Here is a 22,711-nt window from a genome sequence, read left to right as displayed (position 1 = left end):
TGACTTTAGTCAGGCATCCGCCGGTGGTATCTGAAACGCGAGTTGAGGATATTCACGGCCCGTGGAGGCAAACCGGAAAAAGGAAAATTAGCATGAGCATGCCTGAATTCAGCATGCGCCAGCTTCTCGAAGCAGGCGTACACTTCGGTCACCAGACGCACCGCTGGAACCCGAAGATGAAGCAGTACATCTTCGGTGAACGCAACAATATCCATATTCTCGACCTTTCGCAGACCGTTCCGCTTCTGGATCAGGCCCTCAAGGTCGTTTCGGATACTGTTTCCCGCGGTGGTCGCGTTCTCTTCGTCGGCACCAAGCGTCAGGCTTCGGACATTGTTGCCGATGCTGCTGCTCGCTCGGCTCAGTACTACGTCAACTCCCGCTGGCTCGGCGGTATGATGACGAACTGGAAAACCATTTCGAACTCGATCCGTCGCCTTCGCAAGCTCGAAGAGCTTCTGTCGTCGGAAGCTCAGGGCTATTCCAAGAAGGAACGCCTGAACCTCGAGCGCGAAATGGAAAAGCTTGATCGCGCTCTTGGTGGCATTAAGGATATGGGTTCCACCCCTGACCTTATGTTTGTGATCGACACCAACAAGGAAGCGATCGCCATTCAGGAAGCGAAGCGTCTTGGCATCCCGGTCGTCGCCATCGTTGACTCGAATTGCGATCCGGACATTGTCGATTACCCGATCCCGGGCAATGACGATGCTGCCCGCGCAATTTCGCTTTATTGCGATCTTATCGCCAAGGCTGCCATCGATGGCATTGCACGCCAGCAGGGCGCACTCGGCATCGACGTCGGCGCATCGGAAGAAGCTCCGGTCGAACCGGCGCTCGACGCAGCTCCGGCCGAAGAAGCCAAGGGCGAATAATTTCGAGTTATGTGAGGGTCGTTTCATATGGCCTTCACATTCCTCTGGAGTGAATGCCGCGAGGCATTCCTGACGGGCCAAACGTAACCGGCCCTTTTTCCATTTTATGATGAGGCAGAGATGAGCTTTACAGCTGCAGACGTAAAGAAACTGCGCGAAGCAACCGGCGCAGGCATGATGGACTGCAAGACCGCGCTGACCGAAAACAATGGCGATTTCGACGCTGCAACCGATTGGCTGCGCGCGAAGGGCATTGCCAAGGCCGACAAGAAGGCCGATCGCACGGCTGCCGAAGGTCTCGTTGCGGTTGCCTCCGATGCAGGTAGCGCGGTTATCGTCGAAGTGAATTGCGAAACCGACTTTGCGGCCCGCAATGAACAGTTCCAGGCGCTCGTCAAGGAAATCGCTGGTGCTGCATTGGCCACTGACGGCTCCACCGACGCTGTTGCTGCTGCAACGATCGCGTCGACGGGTCAGTCTGTGACCGAGACGGTTAAGGACGCTGTCGGTACGATCGGTGAAAACATCACCTTCCGTCGCTCTGCGAAGCTGTCGGCTGGCGTTGTCTCATCCTACGTCCATAACGCGGCTGCTCCGAACCTCGGCAAACTCGCTGTTCTCGTTGCCCTTGAAACGGAAGGCGACAAGGCTGCTGCAAATGAATTCGGCCGGAAAGTTGCGATGCACGTGGCTTCGATGAATCCGCTCGCGCTCAATCCCGACGAGGTCGATCCGGTTGCTGCTGAACGCGAAAAGGCGATATTCACCGAGCAGGCACGTGAATCCGGCAAGCCGGAGAACGTTATCGAAAAGATGATCGAAGGCCGTATGCGCAAGTTCTTCGAGGAAGTCGCTCTCGTGAAGCAGGCTTTCGTGCTGAACCCTGATCAGACGGTCGAGCAGGCAGCCAAAGAAGCTGGTGTGACGATTACGGGCTTCGCTCGCATTCTCGTCGGTGAAGGCATCGAAAAGGAAGAAAGCGATTTCGCAGCGGAAGTGGCTGCCGCAGCAAAGGGCTGATTTTCAAGCAATTTGTGGTGAATTCTCCAAGGGCATCGCGTGGACAACGCGGTGCCCTTGTTGTATGCGAGAAGCAATCTAATCCGGCGTTGCCCGGATTATGTCGCACCGGCGCATTCCGGTATATGCGAGTAAAAAGAACATAAAAACAAGGAATTCACGGTGATGGCTGACAAACCACTTTATAAACGCGTGCTGTTGAAGGCCTCCGGTGAAGCGCTGATGGGCTCGCAGGGCTTCGGAATCGACGTAGCCATCGTCGATCAAATCGCGGGCGATATCGCTGCGGCGCGTGAAATGGGTGTGGAGGTCGGTGTCGTCATCGGGGGCGGCAATATCTTCCGGGGCGTTGCCGTTGCGTCGAAGGGCGGTGATCGCGTAACCGGTGATCATATGGGCATGTTGGCAACCGTGATCAATTCACTGGCACTGCGCACGTCGCTTGGTAAACGCGGCATTGATGCTGTCGTGCTCTCTGCCGTGGCCATGCCGGAGCTTTGTGAGACCTTTTCGCAACGCAAGGCGACAGCATATATGAATGCAGGCAAGGTTGTTCTTTTCGCCGGCGGAACCGGAAATCCCTTCTTCACCACCGACACGGCTGCTGCGTTGCGCGCGGCTGAAATCGGAGCCGACGCGCTCTTCAAGGGGACGCAGGTGGATGGGGTTTATTCGGCAGACCCGAAGAAAGACCCGACTGCAACGCGCTACCAGACGATCACCCATGATGAGGTTCTGGCGAAGGGGCTAAGCGTCATGGATACGGCGGCAATTGCGCTTGCGCGCGAAAACCGTATCCCGATCATTGTATTCTCGATCCATGAGGCTGGCGGTTTCGGCACAATCCTCAAAGGCGGGCAGGACTGCACGATCGTGCGTGACGCGTCTTGATCCGCGTGCCGAGCAGCCATAGAAGAATTTCCATGAATTTTCCCGCACATGCGGGCTGAAAACCAGACAAGGAGACTCGCATGAGCGACGGAGTCGATTTTTCCGACATGCAACGCCGTATGGACGGCGCCGTAAGCGCCTTTCAAAGCGATCTGGCATCGCTGCGGACCGGGCGCGCTTCCAGCAATCTGCTCGACCCGATCGTGGTTCAGGCCTATGGTTCAACGACCCCAATCAACCAGGTTGCTACAGTTTCGGTGCCGGAGCCACGGATGCTTTCGGTCTCGGTATGGGACAAGACACTCGTCGGTGCAGTCGATCGCGCAATCCGTGAATCGAATCTCGGCTTCAATCCGATCGTTGACGGCACAAATCTGCGTATCCCGCTGCCGGAGCTTAACGAACAGCGCCGCAAGGAACTGTCCAAAATTGCGCATGATTATGCCGAAAAGGCGCGCATCGCCGTTCGTAATATCCGTCGCGATGGCATGGATCAGGCCAAGAAGGCTGAAAAAGACGGTGTCATCAGCGAGGACGACCAGCGCAAACAGTCCGATCGCGTTCAGAAGGTGACGGATGAGACCATCAAGGTCATCGACGAGAAGCTGAAGACCAAGGAAGCGGAAATCATGCAGGTTTAACCTGTCTTCGATGTGACATGAAACTTTTTGGGTGCCGGTGCTTCTTCCAATCCTCGGCATCCTTTACGGTTAATTTCTTTGCAATGAAGCCGGTCGCCAGCGCATTGTGCGACGACGGCTTGTCTGGAACGCGTATTTTGCGCAAGCTGACTGCATCGTGACGGCGTGGCCAGTGTGAAAGAGGCATTATGAAGCCCGATCATCTTGCGATCATAATGGATGGCAATGGCCGCTGGGCAAAAGCGCGCGGTTTGCCGCGTCTGGCCGGGCATAAGGCCGGCGTGGAAGCGCTGCGTCGCGCGGTTCGCCTAGTCGGTGAACGCGAGATCAAATGGCTGACGGTCTACGCTTTCTCGTCAGAGAACTGGACCCGTCCAGCAGCGGAAATCACCGGTCTCATGGGGCTTCTGCGTCACTTCGTTCGCAGCGACCTTGCAGAGTTGCATGGCAGCGGTGTGCGGATCCATTTCATAGGCAGTCGTGAGGGGATAGAACCGGATATTCTCAAACTTTTGCAGGACGCGGAAAACCTTACCGCGCAAAATACCCGGATGAACCTCGTTATTGCATTCAATTACGGCGCACGCGATGAAATCCTGCGTGCTGCCAAGGCTTTGGCAAGAGCTGTGAGCGATGGAGAATGCGGCGTTGACGATATAGATGGCTGCGCGTTCGAGAAGCATCTGGATACGACTGGCATCCCCGACCCGGATCTCATCATTCGCACGAGTGGGGAGCAACGACTTTCCAATTTTCTCATGTGGCAGGCAGCCTATAGCGAGTTCGTTTTCCTCGACTCCCACTGGCCTGATTTCGACGCATCAGTTCTAGACGACGCGCTTGCACAATTTGCCAAGCGCGAGCGTCGTTTCGGCGGCACAACTGCCGTTAATCTGGTATCGTCATGAGCGAGACCTCGAAGCCCAGCAATATGCGCACGCGCATTGTCTCTGCCGTTATTCTTGCTCCTGTCGTTCTGGCATTGATCGGGCTTGGCGGGTTTCCTTACCGCGCGCTCGTCGCGATAGCCGGCTTTCTGATGCTCTTCGAGTGGGTCAGCATCACGGGCAGACAGTGGGAACCCAATTTACGAGTGGCATCCTATGGTCTGGCGGCATTGACAATGGGTGCATTGTTTTTCTCGGGCGCTGGTATGCTGGCACTGATCTTTATCGTCATAGGTATGCTGGCTTTGTTTGGTGCCGGCATTGCCTATAACACGCCACGTTGGCCCGTAGCTGGCTATTTATACGCGAGTCTTGCGGCTTTTTCGTTGATTTATCTGCGTGAAGGAGAGGGGACGGGGCTTCTGGCGATCGCCTATCTGTTCGTCCTGGTCTGGGCGACCGACATCTTTGCCTATTTCGTGGGGAAAACCTTGAAGGGGCCGAAGCTTGCACCGTCGATCTCACCTGGAAAGACAATCAGCGGCGCGGTCGGGGGGCTGATTCTCGCGGTTGCATGCACTTCCGTATTTCTTCTGTCCTTCTCCGTAGCGTTGAGTGCCGGAGCGATCGCTTTGATGGCGGTCCTCTCTATCGTATCGCAAGCGGGCGACCTGTTCGAATCATGGGTGAAAAGACGTTTCGGAGTGAAGGATTCGGGGTGGATAATTCCCGGACACGGAGGCATTCTGGATCGGGTCGATGGTCTTGTCGCGGCTGCGATTGCCATGGCATTGCTCGGCTGGCTTATCGGATACCAGCCCTTTGCTTAGGGATTTACGCAGCGTCATCAGTATTTTAATGCGACGTTGAGACTATTCTTATACGGTGTTTTTGATGGTTGGTAACGCGCCTGTGTTCTTTAAACACTGGCATATCTCCTCCAATTGTCGGAAATAGCCGCGATTTCGACGCGATGATCTCGCGTTATGGCGGTAGTAGATGGTCAGCAAGGCGAGGGTGCCATCTGCGTTGTTGTCGTCGGTTTATGTTTTTCGGTGGGGTGCGCGTTGCAGGAGCTTTCAACCTTCGTCTGGGGCATGGGCGATCTCGTGATCGGAATGCTTCTTCCGTTTTTTTTCGTGCTGCTTCTCGTGGTCTTTATTCACGAACTTGGCCATTATCTGGTCGGACGCTGGTGCGGAATCGGCGTGGAGGCCTTCTCGCTCGGATTCGGGCCGGAGCTGATAGGCTTCAATGATCGCCACGGCACGCGTTGGAAGCTTAGTGCCATTCCGCTGGGTGGCTATGTCAAGTTTCTGGGCGACATGGGGGTGGCGAGCCAATCCGATCCAGAGGCCTTGGCAGCCATGAGCGATCACGAACGAAAGCACGCGTTTCAGGTCCAGCCGATCTGGAAGCGCTTTCTGACCGTGCTTGCAGGGCCAGTCTTCAACTTTATTCTCACCGTCGCGATCTTCACGATTCTGTTTTCCATTTACGGACGGACGGTCTCAGACCCTGTTGTGGCGGAGGTTCGCCCTGATAGCCCTGCTGCGGCCGCCGGCTTTCATCCCGGTGATCGCATCGTTCGCATCGGCGACGTAGAGATAAAGACGTTCGCAGATTTGCAGATGCACGTCTTCGATAAGGCTGGCGAGGAACTCCCGTTCCTTGTGCAGCGCGGCAACCAGGAATTGACGTTGCGGGCCACTCCGGAGATGACGGAGCATACAGACCCGCTTGGCAACAAGGTCAGGACGGCGATCATCGGCATCGTGACCAATATCCAGGTTGGCAATCCACAGAAGATTACCTACGGGCCGATCGCTGCCGTCGGCGAGAGCGTGAAGGCTACCGGCGAGATACTCTACAGGACCGGTGAGTTTATTTCACAATTCGTTGTAGGCAGGGGCGATCGGTGCCAGTTGAGCGGTCCTGTACGGATTGCGGGAATGGCCGAGAAGGCTGCTGCATTGGGTATTCCTACACTGCTGCAGCTGGCGGCTGTCTTGTCCGCAGGTATTGGCTTCCTCAATCTTTTGCCGGTGCCCCCGCTGGACGGCGGTCACTTGACCTTCTACACGATCGAAGCAATTACGCGCCGTCCTGTTTCGGAGCGGGTGATGGAGATATTCTATCGCCTCGGCTTCATTCTCGTTCTGGGTTTGATGGTGCTCGTGTTCTGGAATGACCTGTTCGGCTGTTAAGCGTCTGGAGAATAAGAACTTTAGAATGTGTTTACTATGATTGACGAATTGGCGTGTCCTGAATGCCACGATCGGCTGCTTAGTAAATGGAAATTAACGAGAAGTCTTGCGTGTAGGCAAAATACGGTTATTAGGGTAACCGATCATCGCGGATTCTCGCTTTGGGGACTTCGAGAAAAAGGTGCATAAGCCCGATGAAGGCAGTTTCGAAACTTGTTAACGCCGTTTCTGCGGCAGCTATCTGCTCCTCTCTCGCCGCTACCGGCGGTGCTGTCATGGTGCAGCTGGCTTCGACCAATGCGGCTCATGCGGCTGTCGTTCGCTCCATCGACGTTCGTGGTAACCAGCGTGTTGATGACGAGACCATTCGCGGCTATGTCGGTATTCGGCCCGGTCAGAATTTTTCTGCCTCCGATATTGACGAAGGCGTCAAGCGTCTGTTCGCGACGGGCCTATTCTCGGATGTGCGTATCAACCAGTCTGGCGCAACGCTGATTGTTCAGGTTGACGAGCTGTCCGTGGTCAATCAGGTGATCTTCCAGGGTAACAAGAAGATCAAGGATGCCAATCTGGCGGGTGCCGTGCAGCTGAAGCCGCGCAGCAATTTCTCCAATGCGACAATGGAAGCCGACATTGAGGCTATCCGTGCGGCTTATTCGCGTGTGGGTCGCGACGATGCGACGGTAACGGCGCAGACGATCGATCTCGGCGAGAACCGCGTCAATGTTGTCTACACAGTCAACGAAGGCGATCGCACCAAGATCAAGGCCATCAATTTTGAAGGCAATACCGCATTCAGCGATCGTCGTCTCTCGGACGTCGTCAGCACGAAGGAATCGAATGTCCTTTCGTTCCTGACGCGCAACGATATTTACGACGAAAATCGCTTGCGCGCTGATGAGGAGGTGCTTCGCCGCTTCTATTACAATCGTGGTTACGCCGATTTCCAGGTCGTTTCCGCGAACGCACAGCTCGACGAAGCCACCAACGAGTATACGATCACCTTTGTTGTGGAAGAAGGTGAGCGTTATCGCTTCGGCGATATTCAGGTCGAATCGACGATTCCAAATCTCGATAGCGAAAGCCTGCGCAGTGTCGCCAAGACGCGCGAGGGCAATGTCTATAGCGCCAAGAACGTCGAAGATTCGATCATCGATATCACCGAGCGTCTCGCTGGCAGCGGTTATGCTTTCGCGCAAGTAACGCCGCGTGGTGATCGCAACTTTGAAAACAAGACGATTTCCGTTCTTTATTCGGTCGATGAAGGCCCGCGCGCTTACATCGAACGCATTGAAATTCGCGGCAATGGTCGCACACGTGACTATGTCATCCGTCGTGAATTCGATCTTTCCGAAGGGGATGCTTTCAACCAGGTAATGGTTCAGCGCGCCAAGCGTCGTCTGGAAGCCCTCGACTTCTTCAATAGCGTCAACGTCTCGACCGCTCCGGGCTCGCAGCCTGATCAGGTAGTGCTCGTTGTCGACGTTAATGAAAAATCGACCGGTGAGTTTTCCATTGGCGCGGGTTACACGACGGGCGGTGAAACGGCTGGACCTTCGGTCGAAGGATCAATTACCGAGCGCAACTTCCTCGGACGCGGTCAGTTTATTCGCGTGGCTGCCGGCGGCGGACGTAAATCTCGCGACTATACCCTGTCCTTCACCGAACCCTATTTCCTCGGTTACCGCGTCTCGGCCGGTTTCGACGTATTCCGCAAGTCGCGTGACTATGACGATTATGACAGCACGCAGACGGGCGCGACGGTTCGCCTCGGCTTGCCGATCACTGAATCGCTGACCGGTCAGCTTGCCTATACATATTCGCAGGAAGAGTATGATTGCGATGAGGGCGATGTTTTCAGCGCCTGTAACCGTACTGATCTTTCTCAGGCGATTGTCGATGGTATCAACCAGAGTCCCTGGGTGCGCAGTTCGATCTCGGCTTCGCTCACCTATAATACCATCGACGACATGAAGAACCCGCATTCTGGTATCTTCGCGACGGGTACGGCAGAATTTGCCGGTCTTGGTGGCGATGCAGAATATGTGAAGCTGACGGCACGAGCTACAGCTTACGAAACCTTGTCTGAAGAGCTCGATCTCGTCGGTCTTCTCAGCGTCGGTGGCGGCCATATCATCAACACCGGCTCAGATAACATTCGCATATTCGATATGTTCAAAGCCAATGACCGCATCGTTCGTGGCTTTGACTATAATGGTTTCGGACCTGTCGATGCCGGCATCGCCGATCCTGAACATCTCGGCGGTACGACCTATCTGAGTGCATCGGCGGAAGTTCAGTTCCCCATGCCGGTTCTGCCAGAAAGCTTCGGTCTGCGCGGTGCGGTGTTTGCCGATATCGGTACGCTGTACGGTAATGATCTTGCTCAGGTCACCGCCTCGCGTGACATGGCCTGGCGCGCCTCCGCAGGTGTCGGTCTTCTCTGGAACTCGCCGTTCGGCCCGTTGCGTGTTGACTACGCTCATCCTTTGATGAAGGAAGACACCGACGAGACGCAGGAAATCAACTTCGGCATTTCCACGCGTTTCTAACGAACGCATAGACTTTTGGGGCGCGAGCGCGTAGATAGCACGCGCCCCAGAAGCATAGGCGCCCAATGACAGAACCTGTTTTCTTTGCGCCTTCACGGCGTTACACTGCGGCTGAGCTTGCAGCATTCACCGGCGCGGAACTTGCCGATGAGAGCCTTGCAGATGTCGTGATCGAACGTATCGCCCCTGCCAGTCATGGTGGAAAAGGCTCGCTTGTTTTCATCGATGGAAAGAAAAATCTTTCCATGCTTGGCGGGCCTACGCCAGCTGCGATCTTCTGCACGTCAGATCTCGTTTCGGCGCTTCCTCAATCCGTCGCTAAATTAGTTACCAGCAAACCACAGCGTGCTTTCGCGCAGGTGGGACGCTTGCTTTACCCGTCGGCGGCCCGTCCTGTTGCGATTACCGGCGAAACGGGTATCTCGTCGCACGCGTTTGTTGCCGAGGACGCCGTTCTGGAGGAGGGTGTTATCGTTGAAGCAGGCGCGGTAATCGGCAAGGGGGCTGCCATTGGTTCTGGTACCGTCATTGCCCCGAACGCAGTGATTGGCGCAAATGTGCAGATCGGTCGAGACTGCTTTGTGGGCGCCAATTCGGTGGTGCAATACGCACTGCTAGGCAACCGGGTCATTGTTCATAATGGTGCGCAGATCGGTCAGGATGGTTTTGGATTTGTGTCCGGTCCGGCAGGTCTTGAACGAGTGCCGCAGATTGGTCGCGTAATCTTGCAGGACGATGTCGAGATTGGTGCCAACAGTGCAGTGGATCGCGGCGCCATGTCTGACACGGTGATCGGCGAGGGCACCAAGATCGACAATTTGGTGCAGATTGCCCACAACGTCCGGACCGGGCGTTTCTGTGTGATCGCCGGCCAATCTGGACTTTCCGGTTCCGTTACGCTCGGCGACTTCGTCATGCTGGGCGGACGCGTCGGCATTGCCGATCATATTTCCATTGGCTCCAACGCGCAGGTTGCCGCATCTGCCGGGCTCATGGACGACATTCCTTCCGGAGAACGCTGGGCTGGCACGCCCGCGCGGCCGATGCGTGAATTTTTCCGCGAGGTCGCCGCGATCCGTGGGCTTACAAAATCGAAAAAAGGCGACAGCAATGGATAATTCTCAGGCCAAAACATTGGGTGCAGCCGATATTCTCAAGCTGCTCAAAACCTTGCCGCATCGCTATCCCTTTTTGCTCGTAGACAAGATCATCGATATAGACGGCGATAATTCCGCGACCGGTATCAAGAACGTTACCTTTAACGAGCCGCATTTCCTCGGCCATTTTCCAGAACATCCTGTCATGCCCGGTGTACTCATTGTCGAGGCGATGGCACAGACGGCAGGTGCGATCTGCATTTTGAGTACCGGGGAGGAGCAGCCCAGCCTCGTCTATTTCATGACGATCGACAACGCCAAGTTCCGCAAGCCGGTCGTACCGGGCGACGTCCTGGAGATCCGGGTCAAGAAACTCAAGCAGCGCGGTAATATCTGGCGCTTCGCCTGTGAAGGGATGGTTGGCGGCACTAAAGTCGCAGAGGCTGAAATCTCGGCCATGATGTCACCGAAGGTCGATTGAGAAAGCACGCATCGCCATGAGCACATTGATACATCCGACAGCCATCATCGAGCGCGGCGCCGATCTTGGGCAGAATGTCAAGATCGGTCCTTTTTGCCATGTTGGCGAGGATGTCGTGCTGCATGATAATGTCGAGCTGATCAGCCACGTATCAATCATGGGCGTGACAACCATCGGCGCCGGAACCAAGGTTTTCCCGCAGGCAGTGCTTGGTGCGCCGCCGCAAAACGGCCGTCACAAGGGTGGCAAGACCAAGCTCGTTATCGGAGCGAATTGCACAATCCGCGAAGCTGTCACCATGCATGCTGGCACGGATACGAGCCGCGGTGAGACGACCGTTGGCGACAACGGTAATTTCCTTGCCTATAGCCATATTGCGCATGATTGCGAAGTCGGCAACAATGTGACATTCGCCAATAATGCGACGCTTGGCGGCCATGTTGTCGTTGGCAATAATGTCGGCATCGGGGGGCTTGCGGCAGTTCACCAATTCGTCCGCATAGGCGATAATGCCTTCATCGGCGGTTGCTCGGCGGTTGTCTTCGATGTCATTCCCTTCGGAATGGCGGTCGGCAACCGCGCGAAGTTGCAGGGCCTTAATGTTGTCGGTTTGAAGCGCTCCGGGTTGACCCACAGCCAGCTGCACGAGGTGCGCTCCGCCTATAACATGATCTTCGATGAAAGCGGTTCGCTTGCCGAAAATATCGAGCGTGCGGAGCAGGCCTTCGGTGGTTCGGCAATGATCGATAAGATCATCAGCTTCCTGAAAGAACGTGGCAAGCGCCACGTCACCACGCCAGCACGCAGCGGGGCGGGCGGCGATGCCGATGACGCGCACTGACGCCGGCATCGACGTAACCTCTTTCGGCAAGATCGGCATCATCGCCGGAAACGGTCTTCTGCCAATTTCGGTCGCGCATTCGCTGGCCAGTCAGGGGAGGCCCTTCGCCGTTCTCGGTATTACCGGAGAGATGGATCCGCGGGGGCCATTGTCACAATACCAGCATGAGTTTATTGCGCTTGAGGAATTCGGCTCTCTCGCCAGACGGTTGAAGGCCATGGAGGTTGAGACCGTGGTCCTGGCTGGCGGCGTTGAGCGCCGTCCCAAACTGTCACAAATCAGGCCGAACTGGGAGACGCTCCGGGTCGTGCCGACAATCATCAGGGGACTTTCTCTCGGTGATGATGGATTGTTGCGCGTCATCGTTCGTTATCTTGAGAAGCGCGGCCTTAAGGTTGCCGGCGCACACGAGATCGTACCGGATCTGCTTACGCCAAAAGGCCCGCTTGGTCACATCAAACCTTCTGCGAGGGATCTGGAGGCAATCCGCAAGGCGCTGGAGGCAGCCAAGGCCATTGGTGCGCTGGATATCGGACAAGGAGCTGTTGCTGTCGGCAGACGTGTTATTGCACTGGAGGGTATCGAAGGCACGGATGGACTTCTCGAGCGCGTGGCGGCGATGCGTGGGCATGGCCGCCTGGCAGGCAAAGAGGGCGGTGTCCTGGTGAAATGCGCGAAACCGGAGCAGGAGTTGCGCGCCGATCTGCCCACCATTGGACCCAATACGTTGCGTATGGCGCATGCTGCTGGTCTGAACGGAGTCTGTGTCGAGGCGGAACGTAGCCTCCTTCTGGAAGCGGCTGAAGCTGTTTGCGAAGCTGATCGCCTCGGCCTTTATCTTTACGGCGTAACTGCGGAGGAGCAGAAGCCATGACCGAGAGGCCCCTACGTATAGGCATTGTTGCAGGGGAGGAGTCGGGGGATCTTCTGGGGGCTGATCTGGTCAGGGCGCTGCGGCAGGGTTCCGGTCGCGACGTTGAACTCTTCGGCGTAGGCGGGCGCCACCTGATCGCAGAGGGCCTGACTAGTCTGTTTGACTCGTCCGAAATCGCATTGATGGGGCTGTCGGCTATCATTCGCGACTTGCCCAGGCTGATGCGACGCATCGGGCAGACAGCGCAAGCTCTCGCCAATGCCGGTCTTGATTGCCTGATTACGATAGACAGCCCGGAGTTCGCGCTGCGTGTGGCGAAAAAGACCCGCGCCACTGCTCCCGGTCTACCTATCGTGCATTATGTATGCCCAAGCGTGTGGGCGTGGCGCCCGCAGCGCGCACCGGCAATGAAACCCTATGTAGATCATATCCTGTGTGTACTGCCTTTCGAGACGTCGGTGCTGAAGGCGCTAAACGGGCCGCAAGGTACTTATGTCGGACATCGGCTGGCCAGCAACCCTGCGCTGGTGAAAGCGCGTGAGGCGCAAATGTCCCGCGACAGGACTGAGTTGAAGACATTGCTCGTTCTGCCAGGTTCGCGCGGCAGCGAGATTGATGCGCTCTTGCCGGCGTTTGGCGAAACCATTTCCACGCTGGTCGAGCGAGGTAATGATTTTCATGTTCTGCTACCCTCTGTGCCGCGTCATGCCGAGAAAATCAGGGAATTAGCCAAAGCTTGGCGGGTTTCGGCTGAAATCCTCGTAGACGACGCTGCGAAGTGGGAGGCTTTTGGCAAGGCTGACGCTGCGCTGGCTGCCTCGGGAACCGTTTTGCTTGAGCTCGCCCTGGCACGGGTTCCGATGCTTTCCTGCTATCGAACCGACTTTGCTATGCGGCTATTTACGCATCTGATCACATCCTGGTCGGGAGCTTTGCCGAATATCATCGCAGACAGGCCGATCGTCACCGAGTTTTATGACAAGATGATCCGGCCCGGTCTGCTTGCGCGCGCGATCGAGGGACTGACACAGCATCAACCGACGCGGTACGCGCATCTTGCCGGTCTTGATGAGGTGTGGGACGCGATGCAGACCGAGCGTCCATCGGGCGAGATTGCGGCGGAGGTCGTTCTAGCCGAGATAGCAAAGCAAAAGGGACGTTAGACCCGCCCCTTTTGCGTCAAAGCTCGGCTTACCAGGTGCCGGTATTGGCCATCGAAGCCCATGGTTCCGCTTTTTCCAGCGGCTTGCCCTTTTGCAGAATTTCGAACGAGATGCCGTCCGGCGACTTGACGAAAGCCATGTTGCCATCACGTGGCGGACGATTGATCGTCACACCAGCATCCATCAGCTTTTGGCAAAACTCGTAAATATCATCCACTTCATAGGCGAGGTGGCCGAAATTGCGGCCGCCTGAATAGGTTTCCGGGTCCCAGTTATAAGTCAGCTCGAGCAACGAGGCGGGACGGCCTTCGCCTGGGTTCGTATCTTCGTCGGCGGCCAGGAATACCAGCGTGAAACGTCCCGCTTCGTTTTCGATTCGCCTCACCTCGGTCAGACCCATCTTGTTGCAATAGAAGTCGAGTGATTCGTCGAGGTCGGTGACGCGAACCATTGTGTGCAGATAACGCATAATTGCTCCTTGCCTGTTTATCTTCGTCGAATTCTCGATCGGGCAAACCGTATCGCCAGAAGGCGAGGTGGCTGCTTTTTCAAGAACATTCAGAGGGTTAAGATCAAATTCGGGCGATTCTCCAGCTCTTTCGGTCTGAGATATTGGCTAATTGAGGCGTTTCTTCAAAACTCTAAGGATACCACCAGACGGTGAGTGAATGACGGGAAAAGCAGGTTTCGCCCCTTGCCGGACCACGCCCGGTGAATGCTATGATTCAGGCATAGAATCATTTGCGGTATCGGAAAGGACGCGTTCGCATGGAAGGCAAAGCCTCTCAGAGAGGCATAGCTGGAAACGACGCTTCGGCCACGGCGGAAAGTGATCATAGTGAAGGTTTGATAGAAATCTTCGGCGTGATCAAGTGGTTCGACGTTGCGAAAGGCTATGGCTTCGTGGACACCGACGACAGCTCGGTCGGCGATGTACTGTTGCATGTGACGTGCCTGCGCAAGGATGGTTTTCAGACCATCGGCGAAGGGGCGCGAGTGAACTGTATCGCAAAACGCGGCGATCGCGGTTGGCAGGCGATCAAGGTCTTGTCGCTTGATCTGACAACGGCGCGTCATCCTTCCGAGCATCTCGTTCGGACGCACAAGAACGTTTCTCCCGAGAGCGGTCTGGAGCGCGCAATCGTCAAGTGGTTCAACCGTGACAAGGGCTTCGGCTTTCTCACCCGCGGCGAAGACACGGAAGATATTTTCGTTCACATGGAGACGTTGCGCCGCTTCGGTGTCACGGAGGTTCATCAGGGGCAGGTGGTGCTGGTCCGCTACGGTAAAAGTGGCAAAGGCCTGATGGCTGCCGAAGTGCATCCCGATGTGGGGTCCGTTCCGTTTTCGCATTGATATGAGCAGGATGTTTGGTGCCTGGTTACCAATGGGAAGTTGCCCCACTATCCTCGGCTGGTTTCGGGGCATTGAGATTAGCTCATGTTTTTGCGTGTCCCGGGTATCGGCTTTGTCCGGCCTCTGTTACGAATTTAAGCGTTCAGCGTTCCAGAGGAAAATGTGATGCTCTGTTCCATGGCCAGCGGTCGAGTTGCCACTTTCCTAGCCCTCATGTTCTTTATGGTGGGTAGCGCGCTTCCAGCGATGGCACAGATGCGCGGCCAAACCTTGCCGATAGATCCTGTTCCTTTGACAATTGAAAATCCGGGCAAACTGCCGATTTCGCTGCGTATCGAGATCGCTGATACCGACGAGAGGCGAGCAACGGGGCTTATGTTCCGTGCGCCTCTCGCGGCTGATCGCGGCATGCTTTTCGTGTTTGACGAGACCCGTATCGTCTCTTTCTGGATGAAGGAAACGCCCAGCCCGCTCGATCTTGTTTTCATCAATGAAGACGGGGCGGTAACGGGTGTAAAGCAAGGCGTACCTTACTCCTTGTCACCTATCGAGGTCGAGCAGCCGTCGCGTTTTGTGCTTGAAATCGCCGGTGGTATGGCCGAACGCCATGGTATTACCGCTGGCACGGTCTTGAAACATCCAGTGATTTCGCGCATCTCCAAGGTTGAGCCGCGCACCGGCACGAGCAATTGACGAGAGCTTAGGTTTTTCATGCCCAGTTTTACAAATGATGGCTTCGAACTCAACTACGAGGATGAGGGCGAGGGCGATCCCGTTTTGATGATCCACGGCTTTGCCTCGAGCCTCCAGGTTAACTGGATGACGCCGGGATGGTTCAAGACGTTGCGTGAAGCGGGTTATCGGGCCATTGCTTTTGACCACCGTGGCCACGGGAAAAGCTCCAAGTCTTACGACCGCGATGCCTATACTCCCGACGCTATGGCGGGCGATGCAGTTGCGCTGCTTGATCATCTCGACATCGAAAAGACGCATGTTCTCGGCTATTCGATGGGTGCGCGCGTCAGCGCCTTCATGGTTCTGCGCTATCCGGAGCGCGTGGCCAGCGTGGCTTTCGGCGGATTGGGCATGGGCATGGTTGATGGTGTTGGCGATTGGGACCCTATCGCGGAGGCATTGAACGCAGATGACGTCGCCTCCGTCACGCATCCTCGCGGCCTCATGTTCCGCAAATTCGCTGACGCGACGCGTTCAGACCGCAAGGCGCTCGCCGCTTGTATCGCGCGCTCGCGTGACGAGTTGACGCCGGAGCAAATCGGTCAAATCAATCAGCCGGCACTGGTTGCCGTCGGTACGGCGGACGATATTGCCGGTGCAGCGGCTCCCTTTGCCGCACTTATGCCAAATGGCGAAAGCTTCGACATCGAAGGACGAGACCATATGCTCTCGGTCGGGGACCGGACCTTCAAAAAGCGCTATCTTGAATTTCTTGGCGAACATCCTTTAAAGGGCTGAGAGGCGGTCTTCTCATACCATTGGAAGCGGATTTCAGAAAAATTGAGTTTCCTGAAACTGGCCGATGCCGTATTTTAAACCTTGAACCACGGGTGATGCCGCATCATGTCACGCCCATCTTGCGTGCGCGGAATGCGCGATCAATTTTTCGATCTATACCATCGGAGGCAGACGATGAGCCGCACCGAACTTCGCCCAGTCGAGCGAGTAGACCTTCTCGATCCGATCTGGAGCACCATTCGCGACGAGGCTAAGCAGGCCGTGGCGAATGATCAGATACTGGGCGGTTTTCTATACGCCACTATCCTCAATTATGACCATCTGGAAGAAGCGGTAGCACACCGGATTTCGGAGCGTCTCGACCACCCGGATTTAAGTGCCGACCTGCTGCGGCAAAGCTTCGCCCAGATGTGGGAGCACGAACCGGGCTGGTCAGATGTGCTGCGGATCGATATCCAGGCTTACTATGATCGGGATCCTGCTTGCGACCGTTTCCTGATGCCCATTCTCTATTTCAAGGGATTTCACGCCATTCAGACTCATCGGCTGGCGCATTGGCTTTGGCGTAATGGTCGTCAGGATTTTGCGCTTTATCTGCAGAGCCGATCTTCATCTGTCTTTCAGACCGATATTCACCCTGCCGCTGTTCTGGGTAAAGGGCTTTTCCTCGATCATGCAACGGGCCTCGTCGTCGGTGAAACGGCCGTGGTGGAAGACGATGTTTCCATCCTGCATAATGTGACGCTTGGCGGCACGGGCAAGAATGCGGGCGATCGCCATCCCAAGATCAGGCACGGTGTGTTGATCGGCGCCGGAGCAAAAATCCTTGGCAATATAGAAGTGGGGCATTGTGCAAAGATCGCTGCCGGCTCGGTCGTGCTTCAGGCAATCCCGAATAACAAAACGGTAGCAGGCGTGCCGGCACGGATCGTGGGCGAAAGCGGTTGTGCGGAACCGTCGCGTCAGATGGACCAATGCATACCGCAAGTGCCTACAGAAGGTATCGATTTCGTTATCTGATGCGCGGTTTGCGACATAATGCCCGATATCCACGCTGGATATCATAAAACCCGTGCGGTTGCGTGAGGATGCTTTACATGGCCGCGGAAGCCGTGCCAGAAACACGCATCTGAGCTGCTTGGCAGAACCGCGTGTTCTGCCAATCTTATTTGCGGCTGCATAACCCGATTGGAGACATTCCGTGAAGCCAGACGAAATCAAGAAGCTCGAAGCCTATTTCAGAAAGACGTTCGGAAATCAGGCTTTGGCCGTCAAGGCGCGTCCGAAGAAGGACGACTCCTGCGAAGTCTATATCGGCGACGAATTCCTCGGCCTGATTTATCGTGACGAGGATGATGGCGAAGATTACAATTTCTCGATGGCCGTGCTCGGCGTCGATCTCGACGACTGAGCTATCTCAAGCCAAGTTCGTTTATAGGAAGAAATGAAGATGCCGTCCTAAGGACGGCATCTTCCATCTCGGGCCAACGCATCAGCATGGCGTTGGAGAACTGATAGCTGATCGTCAGCTTTTCGCTCAGACGGACATCGCGGGTGCAAGAGGTGAGCGTCTCTCGCGCCCATGCCCCCTTCAGACACAAGGCAATAAAGGGTGGGGCATCTTCACGTTCGCCGTAGACCAGAATTTCCTGCGCATATTCGCGGAGTTCGGGCTTGAAGCGATACATGAGAAGCCCCCGTATGCCCGCAATCGGTTCGCTGGCCACGAGGCGGCTATAGATCGGCTCGAAACGATCGCTCATGTCACGTAGCGTCAGATGAGGTTCGATCGTTGCGAACAGAATATTCTGCGATCCTTCTTCAAGCGTATAATTAAAAATGTTGCGGGCGGCTGGCCGGTAACCCTGCATTGCCGGCCAGTCGAAATACAGATGCACGCGGTCGAGGCCACTTTCGCGGCGCTCGTGGGTATATCGGATCATATTTCCCGGAATAGCGAGTCCAGTTCCTGCTATCGTAATCAAGATGGGTGAGGGGTTCGGACTATGGCCTCCGTGAAGGAAGGTGGATATTCCGTTTTGCACCCATGGTAAAATTACGACGCTGGCGGTCATCATTGTGCCGAAAGTTATTATCCGCCTCATCAAGCGCGACCGCTTGCGACGGTGCCGCTTTTCACCGATCGTTACCGCTAAAGGAATCGTCATAGCGTTCTCGCTGAAAATGAGGATGCGGTGGACGCTGGGGACACGACGCTTAAAAGCGCAATAAAGCAGAGGAACATGCATGCCGATATTCAGACTGGGAGAAACCGCCCCTGTGTTCCTGGCAAGAGAAACGAACTGGATCGCACCCGACGCGACACTTATCGGCAATCTCGAGATTGGTCGCAATGTGGGAATCTGGTATGGAAGCGTGTTGCGCGGCGACAATGAACTGATCAAGATCGGCGATGATACCAATGTACAGGAGCATTGTATTTTCCATACCGATGTGGGCTTTCCGCTGAAGCTCGGACGAGGCTGCACGATCGGGCACCGTGCTACGCTGCATGGCTGTACCATCGGCGAAAATACGCTGATCGGTATGGGCGCAATCGTGCTCAACGGCGCGAAGATCGGAGCCAATTCCATCGTTGGAGCAGGCACGCTTGTCACAGAGGGAAAAGCGTTCCCGGACGGTGTTCTTATCGTAGGATCGCCCGCCCGCGTCGTGCGAAGCCTGGATGAGCTAACATTCGAGCGCATGCGCAGATCGGCCGCACATTACGTGGAGAATGGCAAGCGTTTCAGAGTCGAATGTACCGAAATTGATTCTTGAGCAAAATGGCCAGCTGCTTTGTGCGAACCATATAACTCCGGATGTCGGCTCACGGAGAGTTTACCGCGGCTATGAAGGCAAGCAGGTTACCCAGATACGCCGCTGATTAGCGCAAGCTGGCCACTGGAACGTCGCGCCCGTCATTGATTGCGAGCCACACACCTGCATGAGCAGCTGATTGACGCTTGAGATAAGTGTAGGAGGTATCGTGCCAGGCGAGGATCTTTGGCTCGATATTATCCAGGATGAAATCGCCCTGGCGAGTGGTCAAGGTCAGGACGGCATGACCTGAGCCATCCGGTTGAAGAGCAACGGTCATCAGAAGATTGCTAGCGGGGATGCCGGCTGCCGTCAGACGACGACGTTTTTCGAGTGCGTAGTCTTCGCAATCCGCGCCAATCTCAGGATAGGACCACCTTTCTTCAACGCCCCACATTTCCATGTCGGTCATGGGCACATAGCTGGAGTTGACGTCGAGGTTGACCTTCTTGAGAAGCTCCCACAGCGGGCGGGTCAGTTCAATTGATCGCACCGGGGTGGTTGCCGCGCATTCATCTGGCAAGACCTGGCAGAACTCGTAATGACCAATGGGCTGGCTCGTGCGGGCGCCAACGGTCATGGATGCGCCATTTGCCATGGCGGGTTGTGAAAATCCCCCAAGAGCAAATGTCATTAGAGCGATTTTCTTTGCGATACTGCCGATCATTGCGATGTCCCCAAGTTCGAGGAAGACGATCACGCACGCGGCATTTACAGCGGCACAAATCAGCTACACAGATTTGAATCAAACATGATTCAAATGCTGCTGATGCAGGAAAGGTTTTATTAGCCGGTTCTTGAGGCTTTTTTAAGCGGGGTTACCAAGATCTGCGAGGCATGGTCCAGCTCAGAAGGCCGATGCCTTGTGTTCCAACGGAAAGCGGTAATATCGCAAACGGTGACACAATTTCGAATATTAGGAAATGTAACCCAATCCTCAACAGATGCCAACAATTTCGTCTGGCCCGTCAATAATATAGCAAGGACGCATATAAAACCTTGCTTTACCATCGCAGCGAATTGTTTTCGATTTCGCTGTATAAGCGTTCAGAACAGGGAAATTCGACAGCGCAAGATCCGCGTTCCCGGCCCTTGCACGACGCCCTTCAGCCATCCTATCTATGGACCTTGAGAACTTTGCGATTCACGAAGCGGTTCTGATGGAATCCGAACCACAATGAAGGACATTCGATGAGAGACCCGGTTGAAACCGCTATGAACCTCGTACCCATGGTCGTCGAACAGACCAATCGCGGTGAACGGGCATATGATATTTTCTCGCGCCTCCTGAAAGAGCGCATCATCTTCATTACCGGTCCGGTAGAAGATGGCATGGCAACGCTTGTCTGTGCGCAGTTGCTTTTCCTGGAGGCCGAGAACCCGAAGAAGGAGATCTCGCTCTATATCAACTCGCCCGGTGGCGTGGTGACGAGCGGAATGGCAATTTACGACACTATGCAATTCATCAAGCCGGCGGTTTCTACCCTCTGCATCGGGCAGGCCGCTTCAATGGGGTCGCTGCTGCTTTGCGCAGGTCACAAGGACATGCGCTTTGCTACGCCGAACGCGCGTATCATGGTGCACCAGCCTTCAGGTGGTTTCCAGGGGCAGGCCTCCGATATCGAGCGCCATGCCAAGGATATTATCAAGCTGAAGCGTCGTCTGAACGAGGTTTATGTCAAGCATACCGGTCGCGATTACGAGACTATTGAAAAAACGCTTGATCGCGACCACTTTATGACTTCGGAAGAGGCGCTGGAATTCGGAATCATCGACAAGGTCGTGCAGTCACGCGAACCTGCTGAAGGCTAAAGCGGCCGTGGAGTTGTTGGTTGTCGGCATGGTTCCATGCCGACAATGGCAGCCGGCATAGTTTCTCCACATTTTCGTTGGACGAACAGTCGACATGCGGCTGATCGAAAGGTGCCTCGTTCAGAGATATTAAGCTTCTGTTCAGCATAAGGCGCATAGCGTTGATATCGTCAACACGCTAAGGTCTGTCGGGCGTTGGCACAGGCCAACCGAATGGCGCGTCGTGCGTTATCCAGACGGGCAGAGCATGCGCTGACGTATGAAGCCGTAGCATCGCAGGTGTGGAAGCCGGTTCCGGTTTTCGCGGCGATGGAGAAAAAACTGCGTATGACCTCGTTTAGCCGGGTTGGCGGCGAGCGATTCGCGTCATAGATTGCTGGATCGGCCCCGATGTTTTCTATTCGGGGGCAGTGAAAGGACTGGAAGATATGAGTAAGGTCAGCAACGGCGGCGACTCCAAGAACACGCTCTACTGCTCGTTCTGCGGAAAAAGCCAGCATGAAGTGCGCAAGCTGATCGCTGGTCCCACCGTTTTCATTTGCGACGAATGCGTCGAACTGTGCATGGATATCATTCGCGAGGAAAACAAGTCCTCGATGGTGAAGTCCCGCGAGGGCGTTCCCAGCCCGCAAGAAATCATGAAGGTGCTCGATGACTATGTCATCGGTCAGCCTCATGCCAAGCGCGTTCTTTCGGTTGCCGTGCATAACCATTATAAGCGCCTGGCACATGCCGGAAAGAACAATGACGTCGAACTGGCGAAGTCGAACATTCTGCTGATCGGTCCGACCGGTTGCGGCAAGACGTTGCTTGCGCAGACGCTTGCCCGCATCATCGACGTGCCGTTCACGATGGCGGATGCCACGACGCTGACAGAAGCCGGCTATGTCGGCGAGGACGTCGAGAATATCATCCTGAAGCTTCTTCAATCGGCGGATTACAATGTCGAACGCGCGCAGCGCGGCATCGTCTATATCGACGAAATCGACAAGATCAGTCGCAAGTCGGACAATCCCTCGATCACCCGCGATGTGTCGGGCGAGGGCGTTCAGCAGGCGCTTCTGAAGATCATGGAAGGCACGGTCGCTTCCGTACCGCCACAAGGCGGCCGCAAGCATCCACAGCAGGAATTCCTTCAGGTCGATACCTCGAACATCCTGTTCATCTGTGGCGGTGCATTTGCCGGTCTTGATCGCATCATCTCGGATCGGGGCATCAAGACCTCAATCGGCTTTGCGGCGAATGTCGCGGCTCCGGATGAGCGCAAGGCTGGTGAACTGTTCCGTCAGGTCGAACCTGAAGATCTGCTGAAATTCGGTCTCATTCCGGAATTTGTCGGTCGTCTGCCTGTTCTGGCAACGCTGGAAGATCTGGACGAAGTTGCGCTGGTGCAGATACTGAGCGAACCAAAGAATGCTCTGGTGAAGCAATATCAGCGCCTGTTCGAGATGGAGAACGTTGAGCTGACTTTCCACGAGAATGCGCTTCTCGCTATTGCCCGCCGCGCCATCGAACGCAAGACGGGGGCACGCGGTCTGCGCTCCATCATGGAATCGATCCTGCTCGACACCATGTTCGAGTTGCCCGCGCTCGAAGGCGTGCAGGAAGTCGTGATCTCCGATGAGGTCGTTAACGGTAATGCGCGTCCGCTCTATATTTATTCTGAGCGGGAGAAGGAAAAGGGTTCGGCAAGCGCTTAAATAAGCGCCCGCCTGCCGGTT

General features: G+C 55.6%; 24 protein-coding genes. 21 read left to right on the top strand and 3 right to left on the bottom strand.

Going from position 1 to position 22,711, the window contains the following annotated elements; translation table 11 throughout:
* Positions 1 to 92: 92 nt before the first annotated feature.
* From rpsB to lpxB, 13 genes are all read left to right on the top strand, one after another.
* Positions 93 to 875, top strand: coding sequence for a 30S ribosomal protein S2 (rpsB, locus tag IE151_RS01545; protein ID WP_189487166.1), 783 nt, complete (start codon positions 93 to 95; stop codon positions 873 to 875).
* Between the two features lie 120 nt (positions 876 to 995).
* Complete coding sequence (gene tsf / locus IE151_RS01540) at positions 996 to 1,895, top strand: translation elongation factor Ts (protein ID WP_189487164.1); 900 nt, start codon at positions 996 to 998, stop codon at positions 1,893 to 1,895.
* A gap of 165 nt (positions 1,896 to 2,060) precedes the next feature.
* Entirely contained in the window at positions 2,061 to 2,786 is a 726-nt protein-coding gene (gene pyrH, locus IE151_RS01535) for a UMP kinase (RefSeq protein WP_189487162.1), read from the top strand.
* An 80-nt stretch (positions 2,787 to 2,866) separates the two neighbouring features.
* The gene (gene frr, locus IE151_RS01530; RefSeq protein ID WP_189487160.1) at positions 2,867 to 3,427 is read left to right on the top strand and encodes a ribosome recycling factor; all 561 of its coding nucleotides are present in this window, start codon (positions 2,867 to 2,869) and stop codon (positions 3,425 to 3,427) included.
* A gap of 188 nt (positions 3,428 to 3,615) precedes the next feature.
* Entirely contained in the window at positions 3,616 to 4,335 is a 720-nt protein-coding gene (locus tag IE151_RS01525; protein ID WP_189487158.1) for an isoprenyl transferase, read from the top strand.
* Positions 4,332 to 5,144 carry a phosphatidate cytidylyltransferase gene (locus IE151_RS01520; protein WP_189487156.1) on the top strand — a complete coding sequence of 271 codons (813 nt, stop codon included), beginning with the start codon at positions 4,332 to 4,334 and terminating at the stop codon, positions 5,142 to 5,144. The genes IE151_RS01525 and IE151_RS01520 overlap by 4 nt, the downstream gene beginning before the upstream one ends.
* Positions 5,145 to 5,381: 237 nt before the next feature.
* Entirely contained in the window at positions 5,382 to 6,521 is a 1,140-nt protein-coding gene (gene rseP, locus IE151_RS01515; RefSeq protein WP_382344716.1) for an RIP metalloprotease RseP, read from the top strand.
* 194 nt (positions 6,522 to 6,715) lie between these two features.
* Positions 6,716 to 9,073, top strand: coding sequence for an outer membrane protein assembly factor BamA (bamA, locus tag IE151_RS01510; protein WP_189487153.1), 2,358 nt, complete (start codon positions 6,716 to 6,718; stop codon positions 9,071 to 9,073).
* A gap of 65 nt (positions 9,074 to 9,138) precedes the next feature.
* A complete protein-coding gene (gene lpxD / locus IE151_RS01505) occupies positions 9,139 to 10,191 on the top strand; it encodes a UDP-3-O-(3-hydroxymyristoyl)glucosamine N-acyltransferase (protein WP_189487150.1) in 1,053 nt (350 codons plus the stop codon).
* Positions 10,184 to 10,651 carry a 3-hydroxyacyl-ACP dehydratase FabZ gene (fabZ, locus tag IE151_RS01500; RefSeq protein ID WP_189487147.1) on the top strand — a complete coding sequence of 156 codons (468 nt, stop codon included), beginning with the start codon at positions 10,184 to 10,186 and terminating at the stop codon, positions 10,649 to 10,651. Before lpxD ends, fabZ begins: the two co-directional genes overlap by 8 nt.
* A gap of 16 nt (positions 10,652 to 10,667) precedes the next feature.
* Positions 10,668 to 11,492, top strand: coding sequence for an acyl-ACP--UDP-N-acetylglucosamine O-acyltransferase (lpxA, locus tag IE151_RS01495; protein ID WP_382344713.1), 825 nt, complete (start codon positions 10,668 to 10,670; stop codon positions 11,490 to 11,492).
* Positions 11,479 to 12,366: an LpxI family protein gene (locus tag IE151_RS01490; protein WP_189487144.1), complete on the top strand. Its 888-nt coding sequence runs from the start codon at positions 11,479 to 11,481 to the stop codon at positions 12,364 to 12,366. Before lpxA ends, IE151_RS01490 begins: the two co-directional genes overlap by 14 nt.
* Positions 12,363 to 13,529 carry a lipid-A-disaccharide synthase gene (gene lpxB, locus IE151_RS01485; protein WP_189487142.1) on the top strand — a complete coding sequence of 389 codons (1,167 nt, stop codon included), beginning with the start codon at positions 12,363 to 12,365 and terminating at the stop codon, positions 13,527 to 13,529. The genes IE151_RS01490 and lpxB overlap by 4 nt, the downstream gene beginning before the upstream one ends.
* Positions 13,530 to 13,557: 28 nt before the next feature.
* Here the strand turns inward: lpxB and IE151_RS01480 are convergent, their stop codons facing one another.
* Positions 13,558 to 13,998, bottom strand: coding sequence for a VOC family protein (locus IE151_RS01480; protein ID WP_189487140.1), 441 nt, complete (start codon positions 13,996 to 13,998; stop codon positions 13,558 to 13,560).
* Positions 13,999 to 14,297: 299 nt separating this feature from the next.
* Here IE151_RS01480 and IE151_RS01475 point away from each other — a divergent pair, with 299 nt between their 5' ends.
* The 5 genes from IE151_RS01475 to IE151_RS01455 all read left to right on the top strand — a co-directional run bounded on the left by IE151_RS01475 (position 14,298) and on the right by IE151_RS01455 (position 17,769).
* Positions 14,298 to 14,885: a cold-shock protein gene (locus tag IE151_RS01475; RefSeq protein WP_189487138.1), complete on the top strand. Its 588-nt coding sequence runs from the start codon at positions 14,298 to 14,300 to the stop codon at positions 14,883 to 14,885.
* Positions 14,886 to 15,050: 165 nt separating this feature from the next.
* A complete protein-coding gene (locus tag IE151_RS01470) occupies positions 15,051 to 15,578 on the top strand; it encodes a DUF192 domain-containing protein (RefSeq protein ID WP_189487136.1) in 528 nt (175 codons plus the stop codon).
* 18 nt (positions 15,579 to 15,596) lie between these two features.
* Positions 15,597 to 16,358: an alpha/beta fold hydrolase gene (locus tag IE151_RS01465; protein ID WP_189487134.1), complete on the top strand. Its 762-nt coding sequence runs from the start codon at positions 15,597 to 15,599 to the stop codon at positions 16,356 to 16,358.
* 174 nt (positions 16,359 to 16,532) lie between these two features.
* The gene (gene cysE, locus IE151_RS01460; RefSeq protein WP_189487132.1) at positions 16,533 to 17,378 is read left to right on the top strand and encodes a serine O-acetyltransferase; all 846 of its coding nucleotides are present in this window, start codon (positions 16,533 to 16,535) and stop codon (positions 17,376 to 17,378) included.
* 181 nt (positions 17,379 to 17,559) lie between these two features.
* Positions 17,560 to 17,769 (top strand): DUF3126 family protein, encoded by a 210-nt coding sequence (locus tag IE151_RS01455; RefSeq protein ID WP_189487129.1) that lies wholly within the window; start codon positions 17,560 to 17,562, stop codon positions 17,767 to 17,769.
* A 1-nt stretch (position 17,770) separates the two neighbouring features.
* On the opposite strand, the gene IE151_RS01450 is transcribed toward IE151_RS01455, so the two are convergent.
* Positions 17,771 to 18,301: a hypothetical protein gene (locus tag IE151_RS01450; RefSeq protein ID WP_189487126.1), complete on the bottom strand. Its 531-nt coding sequence runs from the start codon at positions 18,299 to 18,301 to the stop codon at positions 17,771 to 17,773.
* Between the two features lie 304 nt (positions 18,302 to 18,605).
* Here IE151_RS01450 and IE151_RS01445 point away from each other — a divergent pair, with 304 nt between their 5' ends.
* The gene (locus IE151_RS01445) at positions 18,606 to 19,139 is read left to right on the top strand and encodes a gamma carbonic anhydrase family protein (protein WP_189487123.1); all 534 of its coding nucleotides are present in this window, start codon (positions 18,606 to 18,608) and stop codon (positions 19,137 to 19,139) included.
* A gap of 106 nt (positions 19,140 to 19,245) precedes the next feature.
* On the opposite strand, the gene IE151_RS01440 is transcribed toward IE151_RS01445, so the two are convergent.
* Entirely contained in the window at positions 19,246 to 19,845 is a 600-nt protein-coding gene (locus IE151_RS01440) for a transglutaminase-like cysteine peptidase (RefSeq protein ID WP_189487120.1), read from the bottom strand.
* Positions 19,846 to 20,369: 524 nt separating this feature from the next.
* On the opposite strand from IE151_RS01440, the gene IE151_RS01435 reads away from it, so the two are divergent.
* The gene (locus tag IE151_RS01435) at positions 20,370 to 20,990 is read left to right on the top strand and encodes an ATP-dependent Clp protease proteolytic subunit (protein ID WP_189487118.1); all 621 of its coding nucleotides are present in this window, start codon (positions 20,370 to 20,372) and stop codon (positions 20,988 to 20,990) included.
* Positions 20,991 to 21,418: 428 nt separating this feature from the next.
* Entirely contained in the window at positions 21,419 to 22,690 is a 1,272-nt protein-coding gene (gene clpX / locus IE151_RS01430) for an ATP-dependent Clp protease ATP-binding subunit ClpX (RefSeq protein WP_189487115.1), read from the top strand.
* The last annotated feature ends 21 nt before the right edge of the window (positions 22,691 to 22,711 follow it).

Source organism: Limoniibacter endophyticus (assembly GCF_014652835.1).
Lineage (GTDB): Bacteria > Pseudomonadota > Alphaproteobacteria > Rhizobiales > Rhizobiaceae > Limoniibacter > Limoniibacter endophyticus.
Note: the sequence above shows the minus strand (reverse complement) of the source record. Positions and strands in the feature narration are given on the sequence as shown.

Excerpts from the sequence above, each read along its gene's own strand:
- rpsB (WP_189487166.1), top strand. The coding sequence starts at position 93 with ATGAGCATGCCTGAATTCAGCATGCGCCAGCTTCTCGAAGCAGGCGTA.
- tsf (WP_189487164.1), top strand. The coding sequence starts at position 996 with ATGAGCTTTACAGCTGCAGACGTAAAGAAACTGCGCGAAGCAACCGGC.
- pyrH (WP_189487162.1), top strand. The coding sequence starts at position 2,061 with ATGGCTGACAAACCACTTTATAAACGCGTGCTGTTGAAGGCCTCCGGT.
- frr (WP_189487160.1), top strand. The coding sequence starts at position 2,867 with ATGAGCGACGGAGTCGATTTTTCCGACATGCAACGCCGTATGGACGGC.
- IE151_RS01525 (WP_189487158.1), top strand. The coding sequence starts at position 3,616 with ATGAAGCCCGATCATCTTGCGATCATAATGGATGGCAATGGCCGCTGG.
- IE151_RS01520 (WP_189487156.1), top strand. The coding sequence starts at position 4,332 with ATGAGCGAGACCTCGAAGCCCAGCAATATGCGCACGCGCATTGTCTCT.
- bamA (WP_189487153.1), top strand. The coding sequence starts at position 6,716 with ATGAAGGCAGTTTCGAAACTTGTTAACGCCGTTTCTGCGGCAGCTATC.
- lpxD (WP_189487150.1), top strand. The coding sequence starts at position 9,139 with ATGACAGAACCTGTTTTCTTTGCGCCTTCACGGCGTTACACTGCGGCT.
- fabZ (WP_189487147.1), top strand. The coding sequence starts at position 10,184 with ATGGATAATTCTCAGGCCAAAACATTGGGTGCAGCCGATATTCTCAAG.
- lpxA (WP_382344713.1), top strand. The coding sequence starts at position 10,668 with ATGAGCACATTGATACATCCGACAGCCATCATCGAGCGCGGCGCCGAT.
- IE151_RS01490 (WP_189487144.1), top strand. The coding sequence starts at position 11,479 with ATGACGCGCACTGACGCCGGCATCGACGTAACCTCTTTCGGCAAGATC.
- lpxB (WP_189487142.1), top strand. The coding sequence starts at position 12,363 with ATGACCGAGAGGCCCCTACGTATAGGCATTGTTGCAGGGGAGGAGTCG.
- IE151_RS01480 (WP_189487140.1), bottom strand. The coding sequence starts at position 13,998 with ATGCGTTATCTGCACACAATGGTTCGCGTCACCGACCTCGACGAATCA.
- IE151_RS01475 (WP_189487138.1), top strand. The coding sequence starts at position 14,298 with ATGGAAGGCAAAGCCTCTCAGAGAGGCATAGCTGGAAACGACGCTTCG.
- IE151_RS01470 (WP_189487136.1), top strand. The coding sequence starts at position 15,051 with ATGCTCTGTTCCATGGCCAGCGGTCGAGTTGCCACTTTCCTAGCCCTC.
- IE151_RS01465 (WP_189487134.1), top strand. The coding sequence starts at position 15,597 with ATGCCCAGTTTTACAAATGATGGCTTCGAACTCAACTACGAGGATGAG.
- cysE (WP_189487132.1), top strand. The coding sequence starts at position 16,533 with ATGAGCCGCACCGAACTTCGCCCAGTCGAGCGAGTAGACCTTCTCGAT.
- IE151_RS01450 (WP_189487126.1), bottom strand. The coding sequence starts at position 18,301 with ATGATCCGATATACCCACGAGCGCCGCGAAAGTGGCCTCGACCGCGTG.
- IE151_RS01445 (WP_189487123.1), top strand. The coding sequence starts at position 18,606 with ATGCCGATATTCAGACTGGGAGAAACCGCCCCTGTGTTCCTGGCAAGA.
- IE151_RS01440 (WP_189487120.1), bottom strand. The coding sequence starts at position 19,845 with ATGATCGGCAGTATCGCAAAGAAAATCGCTCTAATGACATTTGCTCTT.
- IE151_RS01435 (WP_189487118.1), top strand. The coding sequence starts at position 20,370 with ATGAGAGACCCGGTTGAAACCGCTATGAACCTCGTACCCATGGTCGTC.
- clpX (WP_189487115.1), top strand. The coding sequence starts at position 21,419 with ATGAGTAAGGTCAGCAACGGCGGCGACTCCAAGAACACGCTCTACTGC.